Origin of the sequence: Mediterraneibacter agrestimuris, assembly GCF_943193195.1 — a bacterium.
Classification (GTDB): domain Bacteria; phylum Bacillota; class Clostridia; order Lachnospirales; family Lachnospiraceae; genus Schaedlerella; species Schaedlerella agrestimuris.
The window spans coordinates 106,180-129,830 of sequence record NZ_CALPDG010000006.1; the positions used below are offsets into that span (position 1 = coordinate 106,180).

Annotated in this window: 23 protein-coding genes; 3 read left to right on the top strand and 20 right to left on the bottom strand. The window is 40.8% G+C overall.

Going from position 1 to position 23,651, the window contains the following annotated elements; translation table 11 throughout:
- The first annotated feature begins 5 nt into the window (after window positions 1-5).
- A complete protein-coding gene (gene aroB, locus NFS18_RS05235) occupies window positions 6-1,061 on the top strand; it encodes a 3-dehydroquinate synthase (RefSeq protein ID WP_251388661.1) in 1,056 nt (351 codons plus the stop codon).
- Here aroB and NFS18_RS05240 read toward each other — a convergent pair.
- Window positions 1,058-1,852, bottom strand: a complete 795-nt coding sequence (locus NFS18_RS05240) for a Cof-type HAD-IIB family hydrolase (RefSeq protein WP_251388663.1) — start codon at window positions 1,850-1,852, stop codon at window positions 1,058-1,060. The two genes, aroB and NFS18_RS05240, sit on opposite strands and share 4 nt — an antisense overlap.
- Window positions 1,853-1,992: 140 nt before the next feature.
- Between NFS18_RS05240 and pdaA the strand changes: the two genes are divergently transcribed.
- Window positions 1,993-2,841 (top strand): delta-lactam-biosynthetic de-N-acetylase, encoded by an 849-nt coding sequence (gene pdaA, locus NFS18_RS05245; protein WP_251388665.1) that lies wholly within the window; start codon window positions 1,993-1,995, stop codon window positions 2,839-2,841.
- A gap of 188 nt (window positions 2,842-3,029) precedes the next feature.
- Here the strand turns inward: pdaA and NFS18_RS05250 are convergent, their stop codons facing one another.
- From NFS18_RS05250 to NFS18_RS05340, 19 genes are all read right to left on the bottom strand, one after another.
- On the bottom strand, window positions 3,030-4,391 hold the full coding sequence (locus NFS18_RS05250; protein ID WP_251388667.1) for an MATE family efflux transporter: 1,362 nt from the start codon (window positions 4,389-4,391) through the stop codon (window positions 3,030-3,032).
- A 191-nt stretch (window positions 4,392-4,582) separates the two neighbouring features.
- On the bottom strand, window positions 4,583-4,870 hold the full coding sequence (locus tag NFS18_RS05255) for a BMC domain-containing protein (RefSeq protein ID WP_251388669.1): 288 nt from the start codon (window positions 4,868-4,870) through the stop codon (window positions 4,583-4,585).
- A gap of 89 nt (window positions 4,871-4,959) precedes the next feature.
- Window positions 4,960-5,259, bottom strand: coding sequence for a BMC domain-containing protein (locus NFS18_RS05260; protein WP_251388671.1), 300 nt, complete (start codon window positions 5,257-5,259; stop codon window positions 4,960-4,962).
- A 115-nt stretch (window positions 5,260-5,374) separates the two neighbouring features.
- Complete coding sequence (locus tag NFS18_RS05265) at window positions 5,375-5,800, bottom strand: prepilin peptidase (protein WP_251388673.1); 426 nt, start codon at window positions 5,798-5,800, stop codon at window positions 5,375-5,377.
- Window positions 5,801-5,910: 110 nt separating this feature from the next.
- The gene (locus tag NFS18_RS05270) at window positions 5,911-7,521 is read right to left on the bottom strand and encodes a xylulokinase (RefSeq protein ID WP_408631548.1); all 1,611 of its coding nucleotides are present in this window, start codon (window positions 7,519-7,521) and stop codon (window positions 5,911-5,913) included.
- A 104-nt stretch (window positions 7,522-7,625) separates the two neighbouring features.
- Window positions 7,626-8,822 carry a dicarboxylate/amino acid:cation symporter gene (locus NFS18_RS05275; protein WP_251388677.1) on the bottom strand — a complete coding sequence of 399 codons (1,197 nt, stop codon included), beginning with the start codon at window positions 8,820-8,822 and terminating at the stop codon, window positions 7,626-7,628.
- Between the two features lie 139 nt (window positions 8,823-8,961).
- Window positions 8,962-9,471, bottom strand: a complete 510-nt coding sequence (locus NFS18_RS05280) for a transcription repressor NadR (RefSeq protein ID WP_251388679.1) — start codon at window positions 9,469-9,471, stop codon at window positions 8,962-8,964.
- Between the two features lie 56 nt (window positions 9,472-9,527).
- On the bottom strand, window positions 9,528-13,016 hold the full coding sequence (locus NFS18_RS05285) for an ATP-binding protein (RefSeq protein WP_251388681.1): 3,489 nt from the start codon (window positions 13,014-13,016) through the stop codon (window positions 9,528-9,530).
- A gap of 360 nt (window positions 13,017-13,376) precedes the next feature.
- Entirely contained in the window at window positions 13,377-14,453 is a 1,077-nt protein-coding gene (gene uxuA, locus NFS18_RS05290; protein WP_251388683.1) for a mannonate dehydratase, read from the bottom strand.
- 14 nt (window positions 14,454-14,467) lie between these two features.
- The gene (gene hxlB / locus NFS18_RS05295) at window positions 14,468-15,010 is read right to left on the bottom strand and encodes a 6-phospho-3-hexuloisomerase (RefSeq protein ID WP_331477528.1); all 543 of its coding nucleotides are present in this window, start codon (window positions 15,008-15,010) and stop codon (window positions 14,468-14,470) included.
- A gap of 6 nt (window positions 15,011-15,016) precedes the next feature.
- Complete coding sequence (locus NFS18_RS05300) at window positions 15,017-15,643, bottom strand: orotidine 5'-phosphate decarboxylase / HUMPS family protein (RefSeq protein WP_251388685.1); 627 nt, start codon at window positions 15,641-15,643, stop codon at window positions 15,017-15,019.
- A 19-nt stretch (window positions 15,644-15,662) separates the two neighbouring features.
- Entirely contained in the window at window positions 15,663-16,118 is a 456-nt protein-coding gene (locus NFS18_RS05305) for a YhcH/YjgK/YiaL family protein (protein ID WP_251388687.1), read from the bottom strand.
- An 18-nt stretch (window positions 16,119-16,136) separates the two neighbouring features.
- Window positions 16,137-17,423 (bottom strand): TRAP transporter large permease, encoded by a 1,287-nt coding sequence (locus NFS18_RS05310; RefSeq protein ID WP_251388689.1) that lies wholly within the window; start codon window positions 17,421-17,423, stop codon window positions 16,137-16,139.
- Window positions 17,424-17,425: 2 nt separating this feature from the next.
- Window positions 17,426-17,908, bottom strand: a complete 483-nt coding sequence (locus tag NFS18_RS05315; protein ID WP_251388691.1) for a TRAP transporter small permease — start codon at window positions 17,906-17,908, stop codon at window positions 17,426-17,428.
- Between the two features lie 24 nt (window positions 17,909-17,932).
- Window positions 17,933-18,973 carry a TRAP transporter substrate-binding protein gene (locus tag NFS18_RS05320; RefSeq protein WP_251388693.1) on the bottom strand — a complete coding sequence of 347 codons (1,041 nt, stop codon included), beginning with the start codon at window positions 18,971-18,973 and terminating at the stop codon, window positions 17,933-17,935.
- 32 nt (window positions 18,974-19,005) lie between these two features.
- A complete protein-coding gene (gene yiaK / locus NFS18_RS05325) occupies window positions 19,006-20,010 on the bottom strand; it encodes a 3-dehydro-L-gulonate 2-dehydrogenase (RefSeq protein ID WP_251388695.1) in 1,005 nt (334 codons plus the stop codon).
- A gap of 299 nt (window positions 20,011-20,309) precedes the next feature.
- On the bottom strand, window positions 20,310-21,386 hold the full coding sequence (locus NFS18_RS05330; RefSeq protein WP_251388697.1) for a LacI family DNA-binding transcriptional regulator: 1,077 nt from the start codon (window positions 21,384-21,386) through the stop codon (window positions 20,310-20,312).
- Between the two features lie 82 nt (window positions 21,387-21,468).
- Window positions 21,469-21,687 (bottom strand): hypothetical protein, encoded by a 219-nt coding sequence (locus NFS18_RS05335; protein ID WP_251388710.1) that lies wholly within the window; start codon window positions 21,685-21,687, stop codon window positions 21,469-21,471.
- A gap of 165 nt (window positions 21,688-21,852) precedes the next feature.
- Complete coding sequence (locus tag NFS18_RS05340; RefSeq protein ID WP_251388700.1) at window positions 21,853-22,023, bottom strand: hypothetical protein; 171 nt, start codon at window positions 22,021-22,023, stop codon at window positions 21,853-21,855.
- A 229-nt stretch (window positions 22,024-22,252) separates the two neighbouring features.
- On the opposite strand from NFS18_RS05340, the gene NFS18_RS05345 reads away from it, so the two are divergent.
- Window positions 22,253-23,557 carry a sensor histidine kinase gene (locus NFS18_RS05345; protein ID WP_251388702.1) on the top strand — a complete coding sequence of 435 codons (1,305 nt, stop codon included), beginning with the start codon at window positions 22,253-22,255 and terminating at the stop codon, window positions 23,555-23,557.
- Window positions 23,558-23,651 lie beyond the last annotated feature (94 nt).

A 23,651-nucleotide genomic window follows, 5' to 3' on the forward strand; every position in this document is an offset into this window, starting at 1 on the left:
ACATTATGGAACTAACAATAAACTTAGGAACTAACAGCTATCCGATATATATTGAAAACGGAATTCTTGCAAATGCAGGACACTATATTGCAAAGATCTTCTCCGGAAAGAAGATCTTTATTATTTCAGATGATAACGTCTTTCCACTTTACGGGAAAATTTTGATATCTGCTTTAGACGATTGGGAATGCCATTCATTGATACTCCCACATGGAGAACCGACGAAGAGTTTCCAGTCTCTTCCCAATATTTATGAAACCATGTTAAGCGCCGGGCTGTCCAGAAGCGATCTGGTCATTGCACTGGGCGGCGGCGTCATCGGTGACCTTGCCGGTTTTGCCGCTTCCAGCTACCTAAGAGGTATTAAACTGGTACAGATCCCTACTTCTCTGCTGGCACAGGTGGATTCCTCTGTAGGAGGCAAAGTAGCTGTTGATCTGCAGCAGGGAAAAAACCTGGTAGGGGCATTCTATCATCCAAAATTGGTGTTAATCGATCCAGAGACACTAAATACTCTCCCTCAGCGCTACATCTTTGATGGTATGGGGGAAGTTATCAAATATGGCTGTATCAGAGACGCAAAACTATTTGAAACACTGAAAAACAAAACTTCCTTTGAAGATTTGAAAGAATATCTGCCAGAAATCATTTATAACTGTGTTAATATCAAACGAATGGTTGTGGAAGCAGACCAGTTCGACACTGGGGAACGGATGCTTTTGAATTTTGGACATACACTTGCACACACCATTGAGCAATATTATCATTATGAACGGGAAAGTCACGGAGAAGCAGTTGCCATCGGTATGTACCAAATCAGCAGACTGGCTGAACAGCAAGGATTGACCGTTCCCGGAACTGCGGAGACGATCAAAGAAGTACTTGTCACCTACAAACTGTCCTATGAGTGTCAGCTACCGATAAGCGAATTGCTTGGCGCAGTAAAATTAGATAAAAAAAACCTAAACAACAGTTTGAATGTCATCCTGTTAAAACAAATCGGGGACAGCTACATTCATCCAACCGATCTTTCTTTTTTTGAAAACGCAGGGCTGATCTAATCAATCAGCCCATAATGTTTCATTGCATATGCAATACCATCATCATCAACCTGTTTTGTTACAAACTCTGTATATGGCTCTAATCCTTCTGCATGTTCTCCCATTGCAATCGTATGATCCGCATATTGAAACATAGACAGGTCATTCATACTGTCGCCAAATGCATAAGCCTGTTCCTTAGACATTCCAAATTTCTTCAAAATAAAATCACAGGCTGTTGCCTTAGAGAATCTATTCTGCACCACTTCATACATGCCAATTCCACGGTCAATCAAATTCAGCTCAGATGCAACATATTCCACAAACGAAGCCTTATCCGTCATCCCATCTTCATAGAGAAACAATTTATCATAGTCACAGTTTCCATCCTCGATATACTGCTTCTTTCCCAGACCAAGCTCTCCAAAATGAGCCCGCGCCTGCTCTAACTGTTTAAAACGTGATTTCCGTTTCGGAAAGAAGACATCCTTCGTTCCTTCCAGTACGATGCCAAAATTACATTCTTTTGCTTTCCCCGCAATCTCCCTCCCCCGTTCTCTGTCTATATGACTCTCCAGCAGAACTTCATCACGATAAACAAGATAACATCCACAGCCGCACAGATATCCATCAAAGGAAAAAGCATACAGCTCCTTTGGCAGCGCGCAGATTGTCCGTCCCGTATTGACAAACAATAGATGCCCGTTCTTCTGTGCTTTTTCCATAGCATACAATGCACTCTGAGGAATTTTATGTGTATTGTTACTGAGTATTGTACCGTCTATATCAAAAAATAATACTGCTTGTTTCATTATGGTATCTCCTTATAAAAATCATTCTGTTGTCATATCAAACAACCTCATCCACTTTACCATGTCCTGACTTTAAATTCAATCCCCGGTATTTTCCTTCCTCATTTCGCATATATTACAACAAAAACATTTGGTGAACTATGAAAATCTCTGAATATCTGTCTCGTAAGAAAGCTGCTGTCATACGCACTTCTCTTCTCTTTGCCGGAGCTTTTCTGTTAGGCAGTCTCGCTGCCCGGTCAAAAGAACACTTCTTTCCCAATGAAACCGGTAATACACCGGAAGCAGTCATGACGGCTGCTGACGGAAACTGGGGACTGAGCTTCCAGCAGGATGGAGAACCACCTGTTGCTAATGCTTCTTATGAAGAGCTGAAAAAATATGACGCATACTATGCGGAAAATACAGATGAAAAAGTAATCTATCTCACCTTCGATGCAGGATTTGAAAATGGCAATACACCGGCCATTCTGGATGCACTGAAAAAACACTCTGTACCCGCCACATTTTTTGTTGTAGGAACCTATATTGAAAATAATCCAGACTTAGTTAAACGAATGAAAGATGAGGGACACACTGTCGGAAACCATACATACCATCATCCTGATATGTCACAGATTGCCACAAAAGAGGCTTTTGAAAAAGAATTAAAAGATGTAGAAACACAATATCAGGAAATTACAGGAGAAGAAATGACGAAATTCTACCGTCCTCCGCAGGGAAAGTACAGCGAAACTAACTTGCAGATGGCAAAAGAGATGGGGTATCACACCTTTTTCTGGAGTCTTGCTTATGTAGACTGGTATGAAAATGACCAGCCTACCAAAGAAGAAGCCTTCGACAAACTTTTGGGCAGAATCCATCCCGGCGCAATTGTTCTGCTACACAGCACATCCCAGACCAATGCCCAAATCCTGGATGAACTCCTCACCAAGTGGGAAGAAATGGGCTACACCTTTAAGCCGCTAGATCGCCTGACCGCCTCATAAACCGAATCACACTTAAAAACTACATGTAATTCCCCCACCACTAAAGATGTTTCCAGACTCTCAAAAAGCATCAGCGCTTAACGAAATATGTAAATGCTGAATTTAGTATTGTTACGCTTTTGGAAATTAAAAGCGTGTCTGGAAACACTTTAGCAACGGGGTATATTGATAATCATATTTTCTACATCTTATGAGTTTTCCAATTCAAAAAACTTCCTCATATCATGCTTCATAATATAAAAATACATCCCCAGCAGCAATACCGCTGCAAAAACCCATGCCACCGGACTTGCCATACAAACACCTACATAGCTCTTTTGCCTAGCTGCGATCACTGCTACAATTGCTCTGCCGACAAGCTCTGCAACTCCCGCCATCATAGGAAGTATTCCATATCCCATCCCCTGTATCCCGCTTCGGTACAAGAAGATGACAGCCAATGGTATAAAGAAAATCCCAACACATTTCAGGTAAACATCCACAGCCCCCATAATCTCTTCCGCATTACCCGATACAAAGAAATATGTCATATATTTTCCGGCAAACATAATTAAAATTCCGGCTGCAACAGCATATATACAGGATATGAGCGTTGCCGAACGAAATCCCTGGCGAATACGCGTCACCTTTCCTGCACCCATATTCTGTGCGCAATATGTCGCCATCGTTGTTCCAATAGCTGCAAATGCCTGTGTTACCACCTGTTCGATCTTGGATGCCGCTGTAAAAGCCGCTACCAATGTGGATCCGAGCATATTCAGAGCAGTCTGCACCATCATGGTTCCGATTGCAGTAATCGAATTTTGCAGCGCCATCGGAAATCCAACTGCAAGCTGAATTTTCATCAGATGTCCCTTCGGCTTCCAATCGTCCTTTTGCATTCTGAGAATCGGAACCTTTTTCATAATGTATATCAGACACAAAACACCTGAAACACCTTGTGAAATAACAGTTGCATAGGCGGCTCCCGCTGCTCCCATGTGGAATAAGATAATCAGTATCAAATCCAGCACGATATTTAAGACAGCCGACAGAATCAGAAAATACAGCGGTATCTTGCTGTTCCCTACTGCTCTTAATACACTTGCCAGCAGGTTATACAACATCTGTGCCGCGATTCCTGCACAAATCACCATGATATATGCGTAAGCATCTGCAAAAATATCCTCCGGTGTCTGCATAAAACGAAGCAGCGGTTTCATAAACAACATACTCACCGCAGTCATAATAACTGTGACCGTGATACTTAAAATTGCCGCGCCTCCGACAGTCTGACGCATGGCTCTCATATCTCCTGCTCCAAACTTCTGTGCCGTCAGCACTGTAAATCCTGCGGTCATCCCCAGTACGAATCCCAGGATCAAAAACATAATCGTACCCGTACTGCCCACTGCTGCCAGAGCTTTCGTTCCGACAAACTTGCCGACAATCACAGTATCTGCCATATTGTAAAACTGCTGGAATACATTCCCCAGAAAAATAGGAAACGTAAAATCCAGTATGATCTTCCCCGGATTACCAACTGTCATATCTCTTTGTAATGTCTTCATTGTACTCCTCCTGTTCTCCGTAATTTTTTAACGCATAGCCCTCATTATAAGTAAATTTTATCTCAAGTGCAATACCAAAAATAATAATTTTTTCAACTGATTTTTGTGCACATTTTTGTATCAGAAAATAAAGAAAAACAGCCTCTCTGCCGAAGCTGTTTTATCACATTTTCTGTATAACATTTTATTTTTCACTTATTGTAACGACTCTTAAAGTCTTCTACAATTTCAATCATTTCTTCAGAAGGATTGGAAATCACTGCTGAATTAAAAATCTTACACGGAGAAGAGCTCTCCACGCTTTCAACTGCTGCTTTCACCGCAGAAACACTGCCGCTGACAAATACAAGGACATGACCTCCGCATTTCGTATCCTTTGTCTCATATACAACGTCTGCCGCCTTGAGCATCTGATCGACTACCAGCACTGCATTTGCGTCTCCAAGAACCTCCACCAGTCCAAATGCGCCATATTTCATAGATATGTACCACCTCTGCTTTCGTTATAATCGCAACAATAAAGCCTCCAGCTCCACTGTTGCATATAATCCTATCAACTTTACCCGTCTTACTTCTTGATTGTCATTGCAAGCGCTGTCTCTGTGTCTTCTGACGGTGCTGCGATCACAGTATGGGAAACAATCTTGGAAATCGGAGCCGCTGCATCCAGGGCTGCTTCCATCGCTGCCTTCACTTCTGAAACTCTTCCGCGCATTTTAACACACGCGCCTGCTGAAAGACGATTCCTCTCCACTCCCTGGATCTTCACTGCCGCAGTCTTCGCCGCCGCATCCAACGCTACAAAGCAAGCACATTCACTATCCAATTCAAATACGCCTACCGCCATTCCTTCGTATTTATCGGTCATCTTAACCTCCTGTCCGGGTTCTTCACCAATCCCGTTACCCCTTCCGGGCTTACGCCCCTTTAATATTTTCATTATAAAAGGAATTGCACGGAATTTCAACACCTATTTCTCCCTTTCACAATATGCGTATTATTGCAACAGTCATACCAAACACTAGAAAAGGTCCCAGCGGAACGCATGCCTTTCTGTTATTTCCCCTGCATAGCAAGACCAACGCATACACTCCCGCCATTCCGATTGCATACACGATTGATACAAGCATGATTTTCCAGCCTAAAAATAATCCGCATACTGCCGTGAACTTAACATCCCCGCCGCCAAAACTCCCCCTGACACAGAATGCCAGCAAAAACATAGGCATACTAACCGCCACGCAGCCCAATGCACGTTCCATAAAAGGAATATGATTCCCCAAAAAACAATCCATCAATACAATAAAAACAATTGCCACACAGCAGCCATTCGGAATCCGATGTTTCCTCCAGTCCGTCACTGCTGCTGTCATAGCAACTATATAAAATGAAAATACGGTCAATTTCATTTACAATTCTTATCTGTGATGCACAATATTCTACTACTGCTCATTCCTACCGTATGAGCAATAACAATTCCCTTACCACGAACAATCCAACGCTCCATAGCTCGAATATCTCATGGCTGCATAGCCTCTACAGCCGCTCTTTCAATAGGCAATCCTGCGGTATACAATTCCATGAATTTCTCATAACCTGCAACATCTGATGCCACTGGCTCCATCCGTTCACCTTCTGCGCCGCCAAATACCTTCTGCGCCAAATACTCTGTCAGATTTTCGCCTTCTGCTTTGTTCTTCATATAGGACGCAAGCAATGCAATTCCCCATGCACCGCCTTCACCTGCCGTAGCCATCACATACACCGGCGTATCAATGGCAGCAGCCAAAATTCTCTGCCCCACACCTTTGGTCTTGAATAATCCTCCATGTCCGAGCATCTTATCCAGTTCTACCTTCTCTTGCTTTGTCAGAATATCCATTCCCGTTTTCAGCGCTCCCAGTGATGTACAAAGGTGCACACGCATGAAATTCGCCAAATTAAATTTACTGTCCGGTCTGCGTACAAAAAGCGGTCTTCCCTCTTCAAATCTGGTAATATGTTCTCCTGAGAAATAATTATAAGCCAGAAGTCCGCCGCAGTCCGCATCTCCTTCAAGCGCCTTATTATACAAGGTTCCAAACAAAGTATTCATATCTACCTTTGTTCCGAATGTTTCCAGACATTCCTGAAACAGTCCCACCCACGCATTCAGATCAGATGTACAGTTATTACAATGCACCATCGCCACCGGATCTCCTGCCGGTGTTGTTACCATGTCGATTTCTTCATACGGTCTGGACAATGGGTGTTCCAATACCGCCATTGCAAATACACTCGTTCCGGCAGATACATTTCCGGTACGAACAGCTACACTGTTCGTTGCCACCATGCCTGTACCCGCATCCCCCTCCGGCGGACACATCAAAATACCAGCTTTCAAGTCTCCATCCGGATCCAATAGTCTTGCTCCCTCATCGGTTAATGTACCGGCATTCTCCCCAGCCACCATTACCGTCGGCAGAATCTCTTCTAACTTCCATGGAAATCCTTTATCTTCCACAAGCTCATCAAACTGTCCAAGCATACTCTCATCCCATGTGTTTTTCGCAGAATCAATCGGGAACATACCTGCTGCCTCTCCGATTCCAATAACTTTTTTTCCTGTCATCTGCCAGTGGATGTATCCTGCCAGAGTAGTGAAAAACGCAATCCTTTTTACATGCTCTTCTCCATTCAGTATAGACTGGTACAGATGTGCCACACTCCAACGCTGCGGAATATGAAACTGGAATATCTCTGACAATTTCTCAGAAGCCGCCTCTGTGATTGTATTTCTCCATGTACGGAATTCTGCAAGCTGCCGCCCGTCCTTATCAAACGGCAGATAGCCATGCATCATACCGCTGAAACCAATTGCACCAAATGTAGTCAGTGTAACACCATACTTCTCCTGCACATCCTTCTTCAAATCTGCATAGCATTCCTGAAGCCCCGTCCAAATGTCCTCCATAGTATATGTCCAGACATGATCTACATAACGGTTCTCCCAATCATGACTCCCTGATGCGATCGTCTGATAAGTCTCATCAATCAGAACTGCCTTGATTCTGGTAGAACCAAACTCAATCCCAAGTGTTGTCCGTGCAGTTTTAATAATTTCTGCCGCTTTTGTATTGTCCAAAATAATTCCCTCCTGTCTATCTTTTTCCCACTGAATCCATGCTTTTCTTTAGCAGGATCCTGCCGTATTTTTACCATTGTTCAAAATCGTTTTTCTTTCAATCTAATACCCTAGAACTCAATCGACTGGATCTTATTCTTCTCAATGTTATGTTTCTTCACATATCCAGTCAAGATCATCGTCAATGCTCCGTCTCCCGTCACATTGCAGGCTGTTCCAAAGCTATCCTGCAATGCAAAGATAGTCAGCATCAGCGCTGTTCCTGTCTCGTCAAATCCAAGCACTCCCGTAATCAGTCCGAGAGACGCCATCACTGTTCCTCCCGGCACTCCCGGCGCGCCAATTGCAAAGACACCAAGCAGCAGGCAAAACAGAACCATCGTTCCCAGAGACGGAATTGTTCCATACAGAATCTTAGATACTGTCATCACAAAGAATACCTCAGTCAACACAGAGCCGCATAAGTGAATATTTGCAAACAGAGGAATTCCAAAGTCTACCATATCATCTCTCAGAGTTGGTTCTGATTTCTTCGCACAGCGAAGAGCAACTGCCAGTGTCGCTGCTGAAGACATGGTTCCCACTGCCGTAATGTATGCCGAACCATAATTTTTAATTACGTTCAGTGGATTGCTTCCTGAATAAATTCCACCAATTGCATAAAGTACTGTCAGCCAGATAAAATGTCCTGCCATAACGATCAGAACAACCTCAATAAATACCGGAAGCTGCTTTGTAATTGTACCTTCATAAGATAAACTGCAGAAAGTCAGTGCGATAAATACCGGAAGTACCGGAATCACCACACGCTTCACAACTTCCAGCACAATACGCTGGAATTCATCCAGAATGCCTGTAATCACACGTGCCTTTGTCCATGTAGCCGCCAAACCAACCAGTACAGAAAATACAAGTGCACTCATAACAGACATAATCTGCGGAATGTCAAGCTGGAATACAACGTCGGGCAGCTTCTTCAATCCTTCTACCTCTGACACAATAGACAGATGCGGAATCAGTCCATATCCTGCTGCCATAGAACCAAGTGCTGCCGCAATTGATGACACATAAGCAATTCCCACTGCCACTCCCAGTATCCGGGACGCATTATTCCCTAATTTAGTAATTGACGGTGCAATAAAACCAATGATGATCAACGGTACACAGAAGTTAATGAGCTGTCCGAGCACATATTTAAATGTAACTACAACATTCATTACCTCTACATTTGCCACCTGACCAATCAAAATTCCGATAACTACCCCCAGTAATAGCCGAAATGGCAGGCTGTTTAATACTTTTTTCATAATGTAATCCTCTCTTCCTTTTATTGTCTGTATATATTATATGTTTTCTAGTATATCATAAACACAATTAATTTTACATACTCCCTCTCTCTTCTGTTTTTATTGTTGTAACAGTTCAGCCTTTCGGCTGCACTGTTACTTATTGTTCTACAAGAAGTCCCTTTTCTCTCAGCATCTCTTCAATCTCGTCTAAAGTATCCTCTGTATCTGCTTCCACCTTGTGGTAATGATATCCTGACGTCACATTTTTCAACGGACTGGACACACCGCTTTCAATATCTCTTAAAAACTCCTTCACCATCTTCCGGGAGCGAATCCCCAACTCTGCTTCTAAATGTCCGTAAACTCTGTGATTGACGAACACATTGACCACATAACCGCCCAAATCCACAATCAGATTCAACTCCTCTTCAAGCTGCTCATCCGTATGCCTGACCTTGAATACCCTGCTTGCAATATCAGGCACATGTAGAATATACCCACGGTTTGTAGACAAGATATCATAGCCTGCTGTACGTAGCAGAGCAATATCCTGCACAATCACCTGCCGGCTTACCTCACACTGCTTCGCAAGCGCTGTCCCCGATACGGGTGTTCTGCTGCTTTTTATTTGTTCAATAATATATGCTCTTCGCTCTGATCCGGTCATGCTTGTTATATGCTCCTTTATTTTAATAGAATGTTGTCCTTTGGCGCTGTTATTAATCATTTTATGACATGCTTCGCTACTGCATCGCATAACGCATCAATACTAATAGGTTTTGCCACATGAGCATTCATGCCGCTTTCTAAGGAAACCTGCACATCTTCAGCAAAAGCGTTTGCCGTCATGGCAATAATTGGAATCATCTTTGCATCCGGCCGTTTTAAATTCCTGATCATAGCAGTTGCCTCAAGACCGTTCATCACCGGCATCTGAATATCCATAAGGATGGCATCATATGTTCCCGGACTTGTATTTTGGAACTCTGCAACTCCCATATGACCATTTTCCATCACTGTTGATGTTGCTCCATGCATTTCCAGCAGCTCATATAAAATCTCAGAATTAATAGCATTATCCTCCACAACCAGGAAATGAAGCCCCTGAAGAATATTTTCGTTATTTACTTCTCCTGACCGGTCATATAAATTCTGCCCTGTCTGTTCTTCTGCTATTTTCCATTCCATCTCTATCTGAAAAGTTGTTCCCTGATGCAGCTGACTTTCCACGCTGATGGTTCCTTTCATAAGGTCTACCAATCCTTTGGTAATACTAAGCCCAAGACCAGTTCCTTCCACTTTCACTGTCTCTTTACTGCGTATAAATGGTTCAAATAAATGCTTCTTAAATTCCTCAGACATTCCGATTCCTGTATCACGGACCACAAAACGATACCGGACCCATTCTCCTTGCTGCTTTGCCGGAATCTCTTTTATATAAAAATCTACAGTTCCGCCTTCTGCCGTAAATTTAAACGCATTACCCAAAATATTAATGAGGATCTGATTAATACGCAGACCATCTCCCATAAAATATGGGTGTGAAACATCGTCCATATACACAGAGAACAAAATACCCGCATTTTTTGCCTGTGGAGCCATGATTGTCTTCAACTGCTCTACCTGTTCTACTATTGATATTCTTGTCTCATTCAACTGAATTTTAGATTGCTCAATCTGACTCATATCCAAGATATCATTGATCAGGCTCAGAAGATGTTTAGAAGAAACTGAGATCTTCTGAAGGTAATCCTCCACTCTCTTTGTTTCATCCAGGTGAGCCAATGCCAGGGACGTCATTCCCATGATGGCGTTCATAGGAGTACGGATATCATGACTCATAGAAGCAAGGAAATCACTTTTTGCCCTGCTGGCTTTCTCCGCCTGCTCCAGCGCTTCCTCCAGAGCCACCTTTGCCTGGTGCTCTGCCGCAAGCGTATCCGTTACATCTGCCCGTACCATACAGATCGTTTTGTGCGTTTCATTTCCCCATAAAACGTTGATCTGTTTATAACACACCTCCTCACTGCCCCGATGAGAAAGTACAAAATCATATCCTGACGGTGTTTCTTCCAGTTTTTGACTCATTTTCCTCAAATCAAATATATCCGGCACTTCCTCGGAATCATAAAATTCCTCCAGTTGCTTCAACACCACAGCATAATTGGGAAAAACATAAGGAGAAAGATTTTTTAGCACCATATCCCGAGTATAAACCGTCATTATTTCGCTGTCCAGATCAAGAAAACATGCCATATCAAAGGTATATGCAATCATATTCAAAAGTCCCTGCTGCTCCCGCACAGATTCTGTAATATCTGTTCTGGCCAGACAGACTCTGCCCAGGCGAAGATCCACTGCAAAAACCTTCAGACTCTTTGTGTTAATATTCCCATGTTCTGCCATCAAAGAATAGGACATGGAATAAGAACCTTCTTTTTCGAGGCGGTGCAGAATGTACTGCGGATCTAGTCTCCTGACCACTTCTTCTCGCTCACCTGGAAGTACCTTGTCCCACAACAGCCGTTCCAGTCTATGGTAATATTGTCCGTCCGCCATCTCATCATCAAAATCATTACTTGCCAGCATACGATACTGGTCATGAATCAAATCTACATCTGCAACCATATCGTAGCTTTCCGCAGTCAGCTGATGAACCAGCTTTTCTCTTATGGTTTGATCGGTAATGTCTGTAACCGTAAGAATTCCAGTCACATCTCCTGTATCCGGAGTCTCTACCAGAATCACCTTAAACTGAACGTATAGCCCCTGAGATCTATTAGGCAGCTTGATATAACAGTTTTGTATACGTTCCGTGTCCCCTCTCTGAAAAGCTTTCAGAGACGGTTCATTCAGATATGTATTCAAAAAGAGTTCCCGTTCTTTTTCATCTACAATCAGGCTGCCAACATTTGTAAAAAACACCTCTCTGTCATTACCAAATATCTCAAGTAAATGGGAATTCGTATAATCATCAATCTCCAGAATCACGTTCTTAGTTACATTACAATGTCCCAAAATCAAAGTCTCTTTTCCGAACTGCCTGTGATGCTGGAAAATCATGTTTTCATACTGCTGGCGCATCTGCTCCTGCGCTTCCCGTTCTTCCGTAATATCATTAAAACTCACACAAATTCTTACATCTTCACCCTCCCTTTGAATTACAGAAAATGATGATTTTATCCAAATATACATGTCTGACCCCTTTTTCAGACGATATGACATTTCATAGCGATCCCACCTTTCAGCAATGCAGCGCCTTATGTTACGGCTGACATATTCCCGGTCCTCTGGGTGAATCCCTTCCATAGTATCCTTTGTATATAGATCCTGCACCTCATCATAGGTCATACCCACCATTTTTGCAAACCCATTTGATATAAACTCTGGTACAATCGAACCATCTCTCTTATTACATAGAACTACTACACCGCCGGGAAGGAACTGAAGTACTGTCTGAAAATACTGCTCCAGCCGTTCCTTCTCTCTCCGTGCTAAGATTTCATCCGTCACATCACGAATATATTTTACGTAAGCCGGCATTCCATTCCAGGTAATCTTATGAAATTTAGTTTCCAAAAAGCGTTCCTCTTCATACACCGGCATGTCATGATATTTTCCGTCATGCTCATGGCTTTTCAAAGTACAGAAAGAACAGGGGGCTGTTTTGCCATGAAGCGCTTCATAGCACTTCTGACCAATATAACATGATGGTTCGTATGCAGCATTATGGTGATTGATATAAAGCAGTTCGTAGGTTTCTCTGTGAATGACATAGACTTCATCTGCTGTTTCATCGGCAATACTCTGGAACAAGTACTCCTGAGCAGACATTTCCACAAGAAATCCATACAGCATTTTGAGTTCTGTTCCTTCCACTGCCCCATTCATATGGCACCACTTAAGTCCGTCGTTCTTGTGAAGTATCCTGAAATATAAATCCAAACGAGACTGGGTTTGGAGTGTGCTCATTACCCTCTCATAATCTTCCTGATATATTACATTTAAAAAATCTTTCTTTAACAGCGCCTGAAACTCTTCATGGGAATATCCGCAAAATGCCGGTAATTTTTTAGAAAACCATTCAGGAATCAGATGCCCATTTTCAATACTGCAGCAAATTGCTCCTCCCGGAAACATCTCAAGGATATCCTGATGCATGGCATCTGTCAGTTTATTTTGGTAAGATAAAATCCCTTGTAAATTTTTCACGTCTATCCCCTTCCTTCTTCTCAGCACAAATTAGTTTTTCATAAGTTTTTATCATTTTACCAGTCTATTTCTCCTAATTAATTCTATCATGGATGTATGCTCTCGTAAATGTTTTTTACCTCACACTACTATTACTACTATTACCCCGTTTTCATTTAGTTACTGTTCACACCCTACGGGTGCTCCAGTAACAATATCCAGCTCCGATACTGTACTGATCCGCGACCGTGCAGCGTAGTGCACGGCCCGGATGTAAACAGTGACTTCGTTTATACTAAAAGCAGACAGCCAAAATTGCTGTCTGCTTTTAGTATAAACGAAATTTCAAAATATTTTTTTCGGCGATCTGGCATTCCTTCTTTATTCTTGCACTTTACCATCTGTCTTTTCTAACATGTCCCAGCATCCCCACAGATACATTATTCCGAGTGCACGGTCATAAAGTCCATAACCCGGTCTACACTTTTCACCCCAAATATGCCGTCCATGATCCGGTCTCACATAGCCTTTGTACCCACAGTCATGATATGCTTTCACAATATCCAAAATTCCTGTATCGCCATCGCAATCACGATGAGATGCTTCTGTAAAATCTCCATTTGGATAGTGCCGTACATTTCTAATATGTGCAAATGCAATTCGGTCACAATAGGTCCTGATAATATCTGAAACATCGTTTTTCTGATTTGCGCCTAATGATCCGGAACATAAACAGAGGCAGTTATATTCATCATCTACCATTTCAAGGAACCGTCCGATAGATTCCTTATCACACAGCAAGCGGGGTATGCCAATAATGTCCCACGGCGGATCATCCTGATGGATTGCCATTTTAATTCCTGTCTCATGGCATGTCGGCATGATCGCCTCTAAAAAATATTTCAGGTTATCCCATAATTTTGCTTTTGTAACAGGACGATACGCCTCGAAAAGTTCATCCAACTTTGCCATTCTCTCAGGTTCCCATCCTGGAAACGTCATACCATGCAGATTATTTAATATATATTCTGCCATCTCTTTATAATCATCCTGTATGCGATCCTTTTCATAAAATAATGCCGTAGAACCATCTTCTAACGGATGAAAAAGATCCGTTCTTGTCCAGTCGAAAATCGGCATGAAATTGTAAGTTACAACTTTTACACCAAATTTAGACAGATTACGAAGTGTCGCCTTATAGTTTTCGATATATTTATCTCGCGTAGGAAGTCCGATTTTAATATCATCATGTACATTGACACTTTCTACCACCTCCATATGAAAGCCTGAGCCTTCAATCTGACGGCGAGCTTCTTCTATTTCTTCTATTTCCCATATTTCACCGGCTGCCTTGTCATGCAATGCCCATACAAGACCTGTCACTCCCGGAATCTGTCTGATCATATCCGGAGTAATACTGTCATTTCCTTCTCCGTACCAACGGAATGTCATTTTCATAATACTATTCTCCTTTACCAATGCATATTTGTAGCCGACTCGTTTGAGGTATTATCACGATAACTTAACAATAAACATAGCGCATCAAGTGTAATATGAAGACTCTGATCAAACAGTGAACTTAACAGCTGAATGGAACCTCTCGTTTCTTTGGCATCACATTTCACTGTACCCGGAATAATAAGAACAAATCTCGCAAAATCCGCTAGCGGAGAGTCCGCTTTGCTTATCACTGCGATTACCACACAGCCTTTATCCGCTGCTTTTTTTGCATCGTTTACTACATTTATACTTTTACCCGAACCAGATACTGCAATAAACACATCTTTTTCATCTACTGCCGGAGTAATAGTTTCTCCCACAACAAACACCGTATACCCCAGATGCATGAGACGCATAGCAAATCCCTTTGCCAAAAGCCCTGACCGTCCCTCTCCGCACACAAAGATTCTTTTCTCCTTATTTACTTCGCTAATAACTGCCTGAAGCTCTTTTTCATCAACTTTATCAATAACCTCATCTATTTCGTTCATTATAGTGCGCAGCACATCTATCATAGACCTTTACCTCCTAAGCATCTTTGCAAATTCTTTTACAGCCGCTGTAATGTCCTCTGCTCTGGCAATTGCGGCGCCTACAATAACGATATCTGCTCCTGCCCTCTTCATAATTTCTATCGTATCTAATGTAACACCGCCTGCCACAGCAATTTTTTTAATTCCATCCAACTGACTGCACATATGAACAACCAGCTCTTTAAGATTCTTTCCTTGATCATCCGAAGGAAGATGCACGCAGAAAATCGCATCTGAAAATTCCTTTTTCAGCACCTTAAGTTTTTCCTCCGTCACTTCTAAAAGGTCTATCATGTATTCTTTCTCGTATTCAAGTGCAACTTTCTGACATGCCTTAAGCGTTGATACAGAAGCAAAACCCATTACCGTAGGAATATCACATCCCGCTTTATACGCTTCTCTAAACTCATATTCCCCTTCATCACAAGTCTTAATATCTGCTAAAATACATTGTTCCGGATATTTTTCCTTCAATATTTTTACACTGCCTGCCAGTCCGAAATCTTTAATCAGCGAAGTTCCCACTTCAATAATATCAGCATAACCTCCGGTCAGTCTTATAATCTCGTCTGCCCTTTCCAGGGATACCCTGTCTATTGCTGTCTGTAACCGCATTTACTTCTCCTCTGTCATCCTATACTTTTATCTTTAACACAATCTTTTTTACTTTGCAGCTTTCTCCCGCTACACATCTTGGTTTATGTGCATCCTCTGGAGAAACCACTGCAAAATCTCCGGCTTCAAGAAAAATCTTCCCACTGTTTTCCGGTTCCTCAAAAAACAACAGATCATTTTTGCTGTCATAGGGTACAGCTTCTTTCAGACTCTCTCTTTTTACATAACCAAACATTTCCTTTCCGGAAACTACATACTGAATATCAAAATATCGATCATGTGCCTCGAACTTGCACTCTTCCCAAGGCATGGTAGTATATTCCTGTACATTTGCATATATCACATCTCCTTCAATTTCAATGATACCTGTTGGTAGGGCATCCAATTCTTGTGTTCTCAGAAATTGATAGGCTTTTATAAATTTTTCTGACAGATAATCGTATTTATCAGCCAGTTTCAGATTAGCCGTCAACATAAACTTTTCTCCTTTTTATCAGAATAAATTCGGGAACAATGCTGTCGGAATAGCAAGAAATATATCCGAGAACAGCACTAACAGTACAAGTACAGCAACTGAAGACATAAAGTATGGCAGTACTCCTTTAAATGAATCTTCAATACTAAGCCCGCTGATAGATCCTGCTAACAAGAGACATAAACCATACGGCGGGGTTACCAGTCCAAGAGATAATGTTACAATTATAATTAATCCTAAGATAATCGGACTAATTCCCAGAGCAGTTGAAGACGGCAAAATGATTGGTACAAACAAAATCATCGCCGGTACTGCATCCATAAAAGTTCCCACAAACATAAAAAACAGAACAACAATAAATAAGAATATAATTTTGCCGCCTGGCATTCCCACGAAAAGTTCCTGCACTTTCTCATTCAAACGGTAATAGCTTAACAACTCGCCCAAAGCATTTGCTGCTGCCAATGCAAACAGGGATAAAGAAGAAAGCTTCATCGTCTCAATTAAAATTCCCGGAATCCGTCTGATTTTAATCGTACGATAAAAGAAAACACCAATGATTAATGCATACACACACGCAACTGCTGCTGATTCCGTAGGAGTAAATAACCCTGTTACAATACCGCCGATCAAAATAATTGGTGTCAACAGTGCCGGAAGTGATGTCCATACTTGTTTCAGCACTTCTTTCGTCGGCACTTTTTCCCCTTTGGGGAAATTCTTCTTTTTAGAATACAATACAACTACTGCCATCATAGCCAATCCAAGCATAATTCCTGGTACCAACCCCGTCATGAACAGTGCACCTGTACCTACATTGGCAATTCCTGCAAATACCACCATCGTAATACTTGGAGGAATAATTGATCCCAGTGTGGAAGATGCCGCCGTGACACCTACGGCAGTTCCTTTATCATATCCCTGTTTTTCCATAGCCGGAATCAATATTTTACCTACACTGGCAGTATCAGCCTGAGAAGAACCTGAAATACCAGCAAAAATCATGGATACCAGAATGTTTGCATGTGCCAGACCGCCTCTCACATGCCCTACTGTAGACTTACATACATCAATCAGCCTGTCGGATATAGAACCTTCATTCATCAGGTTGGCCGCCAGAATAAACAGCGGAACTGCTAAAAGTGTAAAACTATTCAATCCGTTGAACATTTTAGAAAACACTACACTATTAGGTATAATAGGAAGGGTGGCTATTCCTGCGAAAGACACAAAGCCCAAGGCATAGGAAATAGGAACACCAATAATTACAAATATTACAAACAGAACAACCAATAGAGCTTCCATGATCATTTTCCTCCTTTCATCAGACTATTGACATTTTCAATAATCTCTCCGATTAAGTATAAAGTTGAAGTAGCGCCGCACACCGGAATACATAACCATGTCGGTCCTCTTTTAAATTCCTGAATACTTACCCAGCGATAATTCCAGAACTGTTTCGTAAGCTGACATCCATAATAAAACATTAAAATTGAAACAATCAACATAATAATGGCAATTACAATACTCAGAATTGTCTTTACTTTCTTATTCGTCAGCTTATCACTGATAGATGTAAAGGCAAAATGCTGTTTTTCATAAACCATAGCTGCCGCTCCCATGAATGCAGCCCAAATAAAGGAATACATAGACACATCTTCTGTCCAGACTGCTGCAATCCCCATATAGCGGCATGCCATTTGGATCACTACGCTTCCCAAAAAGATACTTAAAAAGATTCCACCCGTTACAATCTGCACTTTCTGCAGATACCCCAATGCTTTCTTCATATTCTTTCTCCTATTCCTGCCCTTTTATTTTAGGTTCTCTCCTTCTTGGCGAATCATCTCCAAATAATCTTCCATACCATTCTTCTTTGCAAATTCATCCTGTATAGGAATTGCAATTTCTTTAAAAGCTTCTATATCAACATCCTCAAACTCTGTGATCTGTGCCCCGTCTTCTCTTACCCGCTCTTTCGATTCTTCAAACATTTCATATGTTTTTTCACGGTTCTCTTCTGTAGAGATCCGGCATGCTTCGTCGAACCATCCTCTTTGTTCGTCTGTTAATGCATTATAGAATTTTCCTGTAGTCAGGAACAAACGTGTTGTATAATCGTGATGAGTTTCACTTACAAATTTTCCATTATCTGTTTTATGGTGTTCCTTCAGACTAAAGCTGGTGTAGTCATTTTCAGAGGAATCTACCACACCCTGGCTAAGTGCCTGATATAGCTCTCCCCAGGCAACAGAAGTCGGGATTGCCTGGCATTTTATCCAGAACTCCTGTACTACCGGAGTATTTTGTGTACGAATTGTCATACCTTTCAAATCAGCCGGAGATACAACCGGTTTCTTTCCATAATAATCACGCACAGAACATGACCAATACCCCATGATCTTAAAACGATTGTCCATCTTTTCAGTCAGCAGATCACTCATACTCCTGCCAAACTCTCCATCTACGCATGCTTCCCAATGTTCAAAACTGTCAAACAGATACAACAAAGAAAACATATCAATCTCATCCACTCCGAGAAGTGTCATAAATCCTGGAGCTGCTACTGTCAGGTGAATTGCTCCCAGCTCTAATTTTTCTACAAGTTCAGATTCATTTTCTCCTAAGGTTCCATGATGTAAAGTTGCTGTAGCCTTTCCTCCTGAAACTTCTTCCAATGCTTCTTTAAAACGGATTGCTGCTTTTGAATAAGGATTTTCCAGTGAAGTCTGATTATGCGCCAAAATAATATTTAACTCAGGCTCCGTGCCTCCGTCTCCTTTAGATGAACCGCAGCCGGTCAAACTAGTAAACAGAAGCGCCAATGACAAACACAAACAACATATTTTTTTCATTATTTATCACCTTTTCTTTCTTTTTCTTCTATTTACATTGACAGAACGGACTCCCATACTTCTTCTATTACCGGAATCCCGTTTTCCTTGTTATCCTGAATTGTAATCGCTTCTGGTTCTCCAGGATATAATACTTTTCCATCTTCTTGAATTGGTTCAGAAGACTTGACATCAGCAATAATATCGTTCACTATACTATCTGTCAGTTCTGCACTGTTTGCTTTTGATGGATCTACAGCGATCATGATCTGTGAAAGTCCTATCTCATCACCAAATGTTCCTATTTTATGTACAGAATTACCGTTTGTAAGAATTGTCGCGATCAAATCCAATGCAATAGAGATTCCGCTTCCTTTCCAATATCCCATTGGTAGTACTCTCCATGTCTTTTCAATCTCAGCCGGATCCGTAGTCAGATTTCCTTTCGTATCGTATCCTCCGGGAACAGGAAGCTGAATTCCTTTCAGTTTACAATCTTCAATCTTTCCATATGAAAATTGTGATACTGCACAGTCGATCACAACATGCTGTCCGTTACTTCTTGGTATTGCAAAAATCAGCGGATTATTTCCAATCTTTCTGTCCGTACCTCCCCATGCCGGCATATTAGGCATTGTGTTAGACCAACAAATCCCTATGCATCCCTGATCCGCCGCCTGAAAACCATAGCTTCCGCCTCTCATCCAATGATTGTTATTTCCGAGAGCCACGATACCTATCCCAAATTCTTTGGCAAGTTCACACGCTCTGTCCATGGCAAGCTTCGCATTTAACGGTCCGAATCCCCTATGACCATCCCAACGTTCAAAGCTTCCAAACCGAAACTCACAGGTTGCTGTAATATTCGGATCGATTTCTCCCTTTTCCAGATAACTTACTACTCTCGGGAAACGGTTCAGCCCATGAGAATATACTCCTGCCAAACTATTCTGTGCGAATATCTCAGCTGCGGCCTTTCCTCTTTCTTCATCAAATCCTTTTTTTAATAAAACTCTTTTAAACTCCTCCACCATGGTTTCATATGGTACTCTCTTCATTTTAATTCCCTCCTGATCTTATATTTTGCAATCGATTGCTTTCATGTCTTTATAGTATCATACACTAATTTCTATTTCAATATTGTTTTATCCGTTATTTTCCACATTTTTTATTTCATTTTTTTATGCATATTTACTAACTTTTTTCTTTTTTATCATTTTTATAAATTTATGATTTTGCAATCGATTGTTTTGTTAAAATGAGAAAAGGACAATATTTTTAATTATTGTCCTTTTCTCATTCACTTACAATATTGATTGCACAGTATATCAAGCATCATTTGTTTACTTAATTAAAATCAAGTACTCTCTCGTTCTATAATGTCCGAAAACAACATAATCTTCCGTGGATTTTTCCGCCCCTCAACTGCATCTACCAAGATCCTTGCTGCCTCAGATGCCATATCTGTCATCTTATTATCCAAAGATGTAAATTGCGGACAGCTTAATTCGCCATAAATCGTATTATCAATTCCTATTATCGCCATCTCATCTGGTATCTTCACACCTGCTTCCCAAAATGCCCGCATTCCTCCTGCTGCAATTAAGTCTTCGGAATATATTACACCCTGTATTTCAGAATATTGTTCTAATAATTTTTGTGTCATTTGATAGCCGCTCTCTTTTGAAGGCTGTCCATCTAGTATGACCAACGATTCTTCCGACTTTCCATATCGCGTCATAGCACGTTTAAACCCTTTTAATTTTGCCTGACTGCTTGGACTATTCAATGTTCCGATGAACGCAATATTTCCTTTCTGTTTTTGAACCAACAAATCTACACAGCGCTCTACACCACCACATTCATCCACTAATACACTATACACATTAGGAAGATCAAATTCCCCGTTGGCAAATACCACAGGTATTTTAGAGAAATGTTCTGAAATCGCATTTTTTACTCGTTCATTCTGAAATACAGAACCAACAACTAGCATCCCATCTACACGACGCTTTTCCAATAAACGGACAGCTTCTTCCATCTCTTCCGTCTCAGAACCAGCATTTAAAATAATTCCACAGTATCCTTTCTGTCTTAAATATTTCTCTACCACATAAGTCAAATCTGTATGATGTGCACTTCTGATGTCTGCCAGCATAATACCAATCAATTTTGTGTTTTTATTGACCAGTCCTCTTGCGTTTTCATCGGGTGTATAATTATATTCTTTTAATAAAGCTTTCACTTTTTGCCGTGTAGATTCTTTAATTCCTGCTTTATTATTAATCACTCGTGATACTGTGCTTGCTGATACACCGGCAAGTTTTGCAATATCATAAATTGTCATATTCATTTCCTCTCTACTAGAAATTTTCATCAACGGATCTTCAATTTCCTGTATTTTAATGTCACAGATATTTCCTGTGATTTTCATTATACGACATAATCCTAAAAAAGTGAATAGTGACACAACCTAAGTTTCCTTAAGCTGTGCCACTATGAATTTCGCTATTCCATCAATTTCCCTGTTTCACAGTCACTTCAAGATAATCAAGTAAAATTCTGATAAAATCACTTCCTTTTATTCTTCCCAAACCACCCATGCTACAGGCAATCTCATTATATTCTTTTACAAAATCCCGGCGGACACTTTTTCCGCTGATCACAATTGGAACTGGTTCTCCGCTATGCTCCTTTCTTTCACAAGGTGTAGAATGATCTGCCGCTAGTGCAATTTTGAATTATTATAAAGTGCTGTAACAGCAACCCTTCACACTAAAATTTTACCAGCCGAAACATAAATCCGGCTGGTAAAATCTACTTTGCAATGTATCTTCACATAGAACCGATTGGTCTATTATAGCGCGATTTTCCCGATTTGCTCATGCCTATTTATCCCCCTATTTTTTTCTGGTCAATCCATGATAAAACAGCATAGCACAAACTGCTGACACTGTACCTGTTGCTGTCTGATCCAAGTGAATGTCATGCATATTGCAGAACACATTGATTACTATTAAAACAACCAGTACCACTGCTGCTACAGCAGCTCCTTTTAATAAATTCTTCATATCTTTTATATCTCCTTCCAAAGCAAATATATATTTATTACAAGATAGTATACCAGAGAAAACAACGATTCTCTTAAAGTAGTCATAAAATACTACAATTCGTGAATAAGTGCTTTTTTTCCTGCTTAAGCGCGCATTTATGCATCATTTTCGCAGAACAATGCTTGATACAAAGAATCACATACAGTATAATCAAGGAAGTAAATCTCGAAAGAAGGAAAATATTAAAATGCTACTGTCTTTTTTTCAGCTTTCCCTTGCCATTCGCAATGTGTGGCCCAAACGTATGAATCTAAAAGCGCATATAGTTCTTTATATGTTGTTGTTACTTACCGGAATGCCTGTAACACTCATGTCCTGTATACCATATGGCTTGTTCGGTATTCTGGCGGCAATTTGTATTTATGGATTGGCTACTTATCGTGATAACGCACCACAGAATGTTTGCATGGGTATGATTGGATGTGTTCTTGCCATCGTAACAGATAATTTTTTGACAAATCTTCTGCATATGCTGATCCCCCTGTCTTTAATCAATCAGCAGTATGTTTCTTTTGGTATCAGACTGATTCATATTTTTCTGTTTTATTGTATTACGCTGCTTTGCGGCAAGCTGTTAAAAAAATTATTACTGTCAGGCAGTGGTGTTTTATGTCTTCAGCAAACGTGGTATCTGATTGATGCTGCATTACTGCTCCTTATAACCATCTATCTATTTGATAATATAATTCCGGGACAAAATGGCTCTATCGGCAGAATGATATATAATAATTTATTACATGTTTTAGGGTATTTGCTTGTTATGCTTTTTTTACTCCTTGCTATGCGTCATTCTTATCTGGAACAAATACAAACAGCGGCAAAGCAGAAAGCCTTGCAGGATTTACAAGACTACACACACAATCTGGAAGTCATGTATAATGGTCTACACTCCTTTAAGCATGACTATGTTAACATTTTGCTCTCTATCTCTGGCTATATAGAAAATGGCGATATGGACGAATTAAAGGATTTTTTTGAAAATAAAATCTTCCCAACAAAGAATCTGATTGACCAAGGTGATTACAAACTGAATCAACTTAGTAACATCGGTGTATTGGAAATTAAGAGCCTGCTCTCTGCGAAAATAATTTATGCTCATGAGTCAGGAATTGATGTCACGATTGATATTCCTGACAAAGTAGACAGTTTTCTGATAGACACCGTAGACCTTGCCAGAATATTGGGAATCTTTTTTGACAATGCAATTGAAGCCACATTAGAGACGGAACATCCGCAAATAGGCTTAAATATCATTCAGAATAAGACTGGTGTATCAATCATCATAAGCAATCATTTTCGGGATAACGGCATGGTGCTGCATAAGCTGAAGCAAAAAGGGGTTAGTACTAAAATTGGACATCAAGGGATCGGGCTTTCCAATGCCCAGAAAATAATAAGTTCCTATGACAATATGCTACTGGAAACAACAATAAAATGCAGTTGTTTCATACAGCATATGGAACTTACTTCCAGAAAGCAATTTGGTAAATAGTCAAGAGTTATTTTAAGAAGATTTTCAGGGAAAAGGGTAACCTTAATAAACCTACGGTCTGAAAAGAACGTAAGTTTGATATACGCTATGGATT